This is a genomic window from Vibrio sp. 99-70-13A1 (assembly GCF_013114625.1).
Taxonomy (GTDB): domain Bacteria; phylum Pseudomonadota; class Gammaproteobacteria; order Enterobacterales; family Vibrionaceae; genus Vibrio.
Genome location: NZ_VTXD01000024.1, coordinates 64,520 through 73,071 on the forward strand (window position 1 = coordinate 64,520; position 8,552 = coordinate 73,071).

An 8,552-nucleotide genomic window follows, 5' to 3' on the forward strand; every position below is an offset into this window, starting at 1 on the left:
TACACTAGGCTCTTATTTTGCGTGTTAAGGTTAACGATGATGAATGCGGTAGAATCAATAGTAGAGTGGTCCAAGGATAAGCCCATATGGTGGAATCTAGCACTAAAGGTTGCTCTTGAAGAAGGAGAGCTAAACCAAAACCATATCGATTTTATTTTTAATTTTGCGAAAAGTATTGAGGGCTTGGAACCAAAACATCCAAACCATGAGCAGTTGTTATCACCGATTGACATATCGGGCTACACGGCCGAAGAAAACTCGGTTCGACTGATTAGCTTGTCTCAAGTTGAAGGCGTTGCTGCGTTAGCGGAAGAGCAAAAATTAGATTTTAGAAAAGATGGATTAACTATCGTATATGGAGACAACGGGGCCGGTAAGTCGAGCTATACGTCAATTTTAAAACATGCGTGTTTGACTCGGGGAACATTGAAACCTATTGCGGGTAATGTTTTCACTTCTGCACCTAAACCTCCGCAAGCTTTACTCACACTCGAGATTGATAAGACACCGACAGAATTAACTTGGAGTGATGGTACATCAAACAATAATGCTGCCAAGTCTATTCGTGTATTCGATACATCTTCAGCACACCACTATTTATCTAATGAAGATGCTTTAGGGTACAAACCAGTAGGTTTGAACTTAATCACAGAGCTTACAAAGGTTGTGGAAAGTATAAAAAATAGAATAAGTGAAGATGTAATGGGTAGTAACGGTTTTGTTGCTATTCCATCGTTAAATTCACAAAGTAAAGCTGCATTATTCCTTAATCAAATTTCAGCGTTAACAAATGAAGCTGATATTGAATTGCACTGCGCAACTAAGGAAGAAATTGAATCTATAAAACCATTGCAGGACGAATTGGTTAGCGACATGGCCAAATCGCCAGAACAAATCAGAAAGAGTTTAATTAAGCAGCGTAGTTATATTGCCCCTTTACTTGAGTCATACAAGAGGCCTATCGAAGTACTCGGTCCTAGTAATTTCGATGTGTTAAAAGGTTTAGAACTCGACTATCAAGAAAAGAAACAAGTATCTGACGCGTTGAGACAAAAGATACTAAGTGATCTGCCGTTTGATAATATTGGTGATACACAATGGACTGTCCTTTGGGGAGCAGCAAAACACTTCTTGGTAAAAGAAAATAAAGGCCAACAATTCCCTCCAACAAAAGGCGATTCCTGTCCGTTATGCTTACAAGATATCCAAGAGACGTCGACCGGCAAATTACAAGAACTCGAAGCTTTTCTTAATGACAAGGCCGCAAAAAATACAGCTGAAGCTCTGAAAGCGCTAACTCAGGCTAAATTTTTCGTTAAGTCCTTGAGTTTGAATATTGCCCAATTTGAAGGTGTATTGAACGATCTTGACGTAATTAAACCTGGGTTGAAAGTTGGGCTTGAGGAATTAAACCAGAGTTTAATAAACAGACAGGCTGTTTTATCAGGAATGCTACCCGAGTCGTTAGACGGAATTAGCTTGTCTCATTTCCAAGCACTGCGGGAAATAGATAAAGATCTGTTCACGCAAATAGGAGAACTTGAACAGCAAAGCAGTAACAACGAATTTGTGGCTAAGAAACAAGCAAGGCTGACCGAGTTAACAGATAAAGCCTACATTGCCAAACACAAAGCAAACATCATAACTAATGTAAGACGGTCAAAAATAGTAGCTAAGTTAAATGAAATCTCAGGTCAGTGCGCTACGAGAAGTATATCAACGTTGTCAGCTAGGATTTATTCGAAAGGTGTTATAGAGCCACTAAAAGAGTATTTTGTGAAAGAGCTTAAATCCTTTGGTTTTAATAGATTTGACATCAACGTTAAAACAAGAAATAAAGCCGGACAACAGCAATTTAAATTAGAGCTAGCAAAGTCAAACGAATCTGTTGTTGGTAAAGTTGCTAGTGAAGGTGAACAAAGGTGTATCGCAATAGCGAGCTTTTTATCAGAAATGAAAGCTGATTCTAGAAGATCTGCTGTTCTGTTTGATGATCCAGTGAACTCGCTTAGCCATCAATGGAGTGCAAAAGTCGCAAAAAGGTTAATAGAGGAATCATTAGAACGCCAAGTCATTGTGTTTACTCACGACATAGTATTCTACAAGCTACTACTAGAAGCTTCGGATAGCCTAAAGCAAGAGAAGATCAATTGCATCAGCCTCGAAAGATCTAGAAGTAACTCCGGCCTTGTAAGAACCAATCCTCCGTGGGACGCGCTTCCTACATCGAAGCGAATTGGAGTTTTAACTACTAAGCTCCAAAAGCTTCGAAAGATTGATGAGACAGGAACAGAGACTGAATTTAGAGAAGCTGCTGCGGTTTTCTATAGTTTTCTACGTGAAGCATGGGAGCGATTGGTTGAAGAGAAACTATTAAACAAAGTTGTAAATAGGTTTGAAAGAGGTGTGCATCTACAAAGATTAAATCGAGTAGAGGATATTACTAATGTTGATTTAGAGCGTATTCACCGTGCATATGATAAATGCTGTATCGACCTTGTTGGTCACGACACAGCCGCAGGTATACGTCCATGCCCAACGATCGATGAAGTGGTAGCAGATTTTGAAGAAATCAAAGACTACCTCAAACACCTACAAACTGATCGAAAAAGAACTTAAGGTTAGCTGACGCTGAAAGACAGGTGGAATCTACCCCCGTGAAACATCACGGGGGTTAACAGCCAGTGAATGAGTAAAGGAATATTGAAAATCCAAAAAAGCAACTATTCGTTATTGCTCTGCTAACAGTATCTTTCTTAACAAATTTGCCAACTGTTCTTGTTCTTGGCTACTAAGTACGCTCAGCATGTTACCCATATTGGCAACATGTGCATTTAATGTAGTGTCCACCAACTCAATCCCCTTTTGAGTCAGGGTAACTTTACAGCTGCGTCTGTCCTCTTCACTAGCAATACGTTGGACAAAGCCACTTTTCACCAAGTGTTCAATACGCGTACTGACCGCTCCAGAGGAAAGCATCAGAGTGTGATACAACTCGGTAGGAGTGACGGCTGTTTCACTGCGGCGCATGGTGGCCAAAATATCAAACTCAATGCTGCTCAGCCCGTGCTCTTGAAAAACCGGATCCAACTTCTTCTTCCATACAGCACTGGTTCGACGCAATCGCCCGACAACCCCCATAGCTGAGCAATCCAGATCTGGCCTGACAGTGAGCCATTGAGCAAGGATTTTATCGACTTTGTCTGATGACATTTTTATCTCTCAAATAAATATCTTTTGAAAAAGATACTTGATTAAAAGTCAAAACTCCATTACTTTCTAAAAAGTATCTTTTGCAAAAGATACCTCCAGGGATAATTAACTATTCAGTCAAGGTGAGTTATGAACAGGATTCAGCAAATTAAAACAATAGCGTTAACCGCAATTGCGCCTATTGCCTGGGGCAGTACCTATATAGTGACAACAGAAGCGCTGCCACCAGAAAGTCCGCTTATTGCTTCAACAATTCGTTCACTGCCTGCTGGTGTACTGCTAGTGCTTATTAGCCGAGCGTGGCCAACTGGATTGTGGTGGCTTCGTATGGCAGTGCTAGGTTTTCTGAATATCGGGCTATTTTTCTATTGCTTATTTTTCGCGGCAACCTACCTACCGGGTGGCATGGCATCGATGGTGATGTCTATCCAGCCGGTGATTGTAATGATCATGAGTTGGTACCTTTTGAGTGCCAGCTTCTCTTCAAAACAATTGATCGCCAGTGGATTAGGTGTTCTCGGCGTAGGTCTGCTGGTACTTAACAGTTCAGCCGAACTCAATATCGAAGGCATGTTGACCGCCATACTTGGCACGCTGAGCATGGCTTTAGGTGTTGTGCTGACAAAAAAATGGGGGCGTCCAACGGGCATGACAATGCTTGGATTTACAGGTTGGCAGCTGTTATTTGGCGGCATCATTTTGTTGCCTGTCTCGCTTTGGCTGGAGGGCATTCCAACCCAACTTACGTCTATTAACTACCTAGGCTATGGATACTTGAGCTTGATTGGTGCCATTTTGGGTTACTTTCTCTGGTTTCGCGGAATAGAAAAACTGTCTCCGGTGACCGTCTCTTTTCTCGGTTTTCTAAGCAGTGTTTCTGCCTGTTTTCTTGGATATCTAATCCTAAATCAAACTCTGACTTGGCCCCAATTACTTGGAGCCTTAGCCATTCTGTTTTCAATTGTGCTGGTTACACCTCGCTCATCCGCACAAACCGATCATCTACTACAACTTCAAACCGTAAAAAGGAATTAATATGAACATTACTATCGTATCAGGAAGTCAAAGAGCGCATTCTCAAAGCCTAAATGTCGCCTATTACCTACAAACACTGGCTGAGCCCCATTTTGATAAGGCAACTGTTCTCGACTTACACCAATTGGATCTACCGCTGTGGAATGAGGGAGTATGGCAGGGGAGTGAAGAATGGCAACAATGGAAACCAGTTGCTGAAATTCTTAAGCAATCGGATGCATTTATTTTTATTACCCCTGAATGGCACGGCATGGCGACGCCTGCATTGAAGAACTTTTTGATGCTGACTACTGACGAAGAATTGGCGCATAAAGCTGCTCTGCTGGTGAGCGTTTCAGCCAGCGTGAATGGTGTCTACCCGATCAGTGAATTACGCATGACGGGTAATAAAAACAATCATGCGTGTTTTATGCCGGATCATCTTATTTTTCGTGACTGCGAAGATATTCTGACAGCAGAGCATAAATGTACCGACCAGCATCTGCATGCTCGCAGCGAATATACCATGAAGCTGCTCGCTGCCTACGCCAATGCATTAGCTCCTGTACATCGTGATATGCTCAATATAGGTAAAATGTTTCGCTATGGAATGTAGCGACTGTAATACAGGAGTCACCTGCCCAAAACAGGTGCTCCTTGTTCTGTATGTAGCTGCATCATCATACAACTTGCTTAAAATTATCCAAATTAGTGGATGTATAGCATTGGGATAAATTGAGCGTAGTACCCTATGCATCTTCGTATTAGCTCTAGAATCAACAACCTATAATGAGTAGCACTAACGGGAAAAGGGGTAGGAATGATTTTGGGGCTTGGGAGAGTATCTACCCATCAAATAACCTTCCATCTTAGAACCGTGGCATTAGATCCACTTTATGCAGAGTTTAATAGAAAGTATGCGACATCTCATCCACCACTGGATCCTTTCTCCCCCCATTAGACGGCTACCTAGTATGGATTTCTTTCATCGGGTCAATTGTACGAAACTCGGTGAAGAATCATTACCAAATCAAATGTCAGCCTATAATGAGAAACAAACGAAAAAATATATACCATATTGTTTGGGCGGTCGAAAATGAACGGCTACGATATCATTTCAGCGTTCGCTGGTCATGAATCACCGAGAATGACATTTGAACACTATTTTCACTTTTCGGATTGGATTATCGCTCAAAAATTAAATATTGCGGATTATCCAATACCCAAAACCAGTATGAGTTTTCTTGGTTTATTGCCTAAAAGGCCCCCAAAAAATCAAAGGACACTGGTAAATGCACTACCTTATTTAATCAGAAAGCTTCATGTGGAGCCATGTGTATCCAATATTCATAACGGCATCGCGCCAATTCTTAATTCAAACAACGAAAAGGAACTCATTTCCATTCCGATCTGCCACAGCGCTTTAACTCTTCATCAACAGGGTTTCTTGAACCAAGATATTTGTTCAAGATTAAAGATCTCTGAAGCCACACTCGACAAGTGGATAAACAACGCGCGCTCAATCAAAGCACTATTCGTAAATTCGAAAAATGCTCATTACTCGCGTCACTTTTCAGCATTAAGGAAAAATAAGCTAGTTCCAGCTGAGCTTAAAATGCCAATCGAAATTAAAATACAGAACCAGTACATCAAAGAATTGAAAAAGCATTACAGTGTTCATCGAATTGCAATTAACGATGCCATTTCATATGCACTGAACCACTCAAGCACCTCTCGCTCTGGTATTCATTTTAACTCACCTAATGAATTAACTACATTTATCAAAACTACACATCTTTTCATTCCGAAATCTCACTGGCGTGCAGCAACCCAATACCTCAACAAAAGCGTTAAAAAAGCCGATTGGGTCATAGCTCTAGAAGGCATAAGCACATTTAATGAGCGTAAATCACTAGGTCGAAGCAAAAAGACTCAAGGTGCTGTGAGATTAGAATTGATCCACCCTAAAATGCGAGATAATAAAGACTACAAATTTAAGCAGTCATCACCTCTTTTGATGCACCTATTTCATATGTTTGGAATAATGATGATGACTTAAGCAAGGTGGTACAAAAATTAAGGGATGATAATCAGAATTTGATCGTAATTGAATTCTCCTGCCATTTAAGTTGGTAGTTTAATTAATTGTATCAATGGCGCATCGAACTTCTAGTTATCTGAATATTTGCGAGGGCTTTGTTGCGTAATTAAATTTAGAGGTAGAGCTACCCCGTTCCGTGTAAGACTTAGTCAGTGCAATAAGTTTCATTCCTACCTCGTAAGCTTGTTCCGCGCTTTTATCATCGCGTAAGTTTCACCCAACTATACATTGTAATTTCTTAAGCTCAGTTGTGCTCATAGCAACTGTTTAACTCTATACATCGCTGTTTCTGAAAGTGAATGTTTGTGGTATCCATACCGCTCTTTCAAATACTTATTTGAGCCGTATAACTTCTTGCAACCAACGGCGAGATATTACTTGTGAACACGCTCCCAAAAGGCTGCCCCTTCTCTTAAGGGAATAAGCACAATGGCCCCCTTAATCTTAATAGCAACGTGACACGCTTTCGTGTAGTAAACACCATCACCAGGCACCTCAGGATACTTCGGCGTGTTTGTTTCAGTATGTTCGGGAGTACTTCTCCATCTGTAATGGCTAGAAGCGGTATCACTCCTATCGTATTACTATTAAATGAGACCTCCATTTATTTAGAGCTACGACTGATGCCGGTGTAATGCAGACAACTTAATGGGGCACATAGGCTAACCTAAATATCGAAGTTGATAAATCCTTGTAGAGCTCTCAATGGCAAAAAATTCGTTTTACCATGAGTGCTGCCGTAATAGCTAAATCAATGAACCGACGTGTTCTCCGCCGCTTATTCTGTTTGCCTTGCGCAACCCTCCTATTCCCTATTCATCAATCCAAGAAGTCAGAGAGCTACGGTAAGTTAGTGATTGGTTGGATTACTTCCAGTTGGTCGTTTTATAGCAAACCTTGTGCATGGAGCTACGAGAGGTAGTGGACGTAGCTGATCAGTTCATAATATATTGATTTGGTTATATTTAATTACACAGCAAAGCCGGGTAAATATAGTAAGAATCACATTTACGCATAACCTACTGACATAAAATTTATTGTGAATTTATGTCATTGAGTATCCAGTTCAATTGAGGATCGTTGTTTGAAATATAATCATCAATTGAAATTTTAATTTTTACATCCGGGTATAAGGCATCTTTGTTATCTTTATTAAATTGAAATAGTCGTTTTGAATATGTTACTTTAAAGCTTGAATTAGGTAAGGTAAATTGCCCCATGTCTTGATAGCCTGATGGCTTTGACCCAGTAGGCTCACCAACTAATTGAGCATTGAGCAATTGTGAGAATTGAACCGCGTTACTCATAGCTGCAGAGAAAGTTACATTATCAATAAGAACATAAACACCTGACTTCCAATCTATACTATCAGCCAACACGATAAACTGAGCAAGAATTAAACCTATAAAAAAATCTCCACCATAATTATCTCTAAGATCAATTATTAGCTTTCTGGATTTATTTTTATAAATAAAATTTAATAAACCTTCGCCTAACGATTCCATTTTTGTAGCTGATGTGTAACGACGGAACTTAAAATAGACAATGTTCTTGTTATCTAACGAACCAAACCAAAGATCCTCATTAAGCTTTTCCTCAATCGTAAATATGGAACTATTTAGGTAACTTAGTTCGGCACTGAAGTCATTTGAGTGAGAGGCTTCTAATATATCCTCAATTATTTCATTCTCAGCAATGAATGTGAATTGAGCACGGAATGTATCGTTGATAATTCCCAGACCATTAAGCAACTCAGCCATAGGAATATATTGCGATGTTCTTACTTCTGTTGAGTACTTATTTTCGGAAAAAGGTGCTAGTTTAGAAAATAATCGATAGACCTCTTTTGAACTTATATTATTAATTTTACCAAGCCTCGAACCTAGGAGGTTTTTATAATCATTGGTAGTTTTTACTACATAAAGCTCTCCATCAAACATCCTTAATTGAATTGGAAAGTAATTCATACTAACACCCCATAAAGGAAATGATGTATGTCCGTCATCAATTTTTTTCGTCAATTTCATCAGTTCAACCAACAGCTCATTTTTCGTTAAATTAGATAATTGACTCTTAATTTTTATTATTTCATTATGGAATTCATGTTTAGATATTGTGTGGTGGAGGTCTATATGATTTTCAGACATAGTTTTTAGATAAAAATCAACATCATATTCCCAATTATTAATATTAAATTTAGAAATAGCCAAACATTGTATAGGTA

The 8,552-nt window shown here is 39.6% G+C and carries 6 protein-coding genes and 1 pseudogene; 4 read left to right on the forward strand and 3 right to left on the reverse strand.

What is annotated here, in order from left to right; genetic code table 11:
- Nucleotides 1–36 precede the first annotated feature (36 nt).
- Entirely contained in the window at nucleotides 37–2,619 is a 2,583-nt protein-coding gene (locus F0226_RS15350; protein WP_171736454.1) for an AAA family ATPase, read from the forward strand.
- 111 nt (nucleotides 2,620–2,730) lie between these two features.
- Here F0226_RS15350 and F0226_RS15355 read toward each other — a convergent pair whose 3' ends face one another.
- The gene (locus F0226_RS15355; protein ID WP_171736455.1) at nucleotides 2,731–3,213 is read right to left on the reverse strand and encodes a MarR family transcriptional regulator; all 483 of its coding nucleotides are present in this window, start codon (nucleotides 3,211–3,213) and stop codon (nucleotides 2,731–2,733) included.
- A gap of 129 nt (nucleotides 3,214–3,342) precedes the next feature.
- Here F0226_RS15355 and F0226_RS15360 point away from each other — a divergent pair, with 129 nt between their 5' ends.
- The 3 genes from F0226_RS15360 (at nucleotide 3,343) to F0226_RS15370 (ending at nucleotide 6,286) form a co-directional block, all read left to right on the forward strand.
- Nucleotides 3,343–4,248: an EamA family transporter gene (locus tag F0226_RS15360; protein ID WP_171736456.1), complete on the forward strand. Its 906-nt coding sequence runs from the start codon at nucleotides 3,343–3,345 to the stop codon at nucleotides 4,246–4,248.
- 1 nt (nucleotide 4,249) lies between these two features.
- Complete coding sequence (locus F0226_RS15365) at nucleotides 4,250–4,843, forward strand: NAD(P)H-dependent oxidoreductase (protein ID WP_171736457.1); 594 nt, start codon at nucleotides 4,250–4,252, stop codon at nucleotides 4,841–4,843.
- A 480-nt stretch (nucleotides 4,844–5,323) separates the two neighbouring features.
- Complete coding sequence (locus F0226_RS15370) at nucleotides 5,324–6,286, forward strand: hypothetical protein (protein WP_171736458.1); 963 nt, start codon at nucleotides 5,324–5,326, stop codon at nucleotides 6,284–6,286.
- A 114-nt stretch (nucleotides 6,287–6,400) separates the two neighbouring features.
- On the opposite strand, the pseudogene F0226_RS15375 reads toward F0226_RS15370, so the two are convergent.
- Both F0226_RS15375 and F0226_RS15380 read right to left on the reverse strand, forming a co-directional pair.
- Nucleotides 6,401–7,233: pseudogene (locus F0226_RS15375) on the reverse strand (transposase).
- A 129-nt stretch (nucleotides 7,234–7,362) separates the two neighbouring features.
- Nucleotides 7,363–8,552, reverse strand: a 1,190-nt coding sequence (locus tag F0226_RS15380; RefSeq protein ID WP_171736459.1) for a S41 family peptidase, incomplete at its 5' end; no start/stop codon positions are given.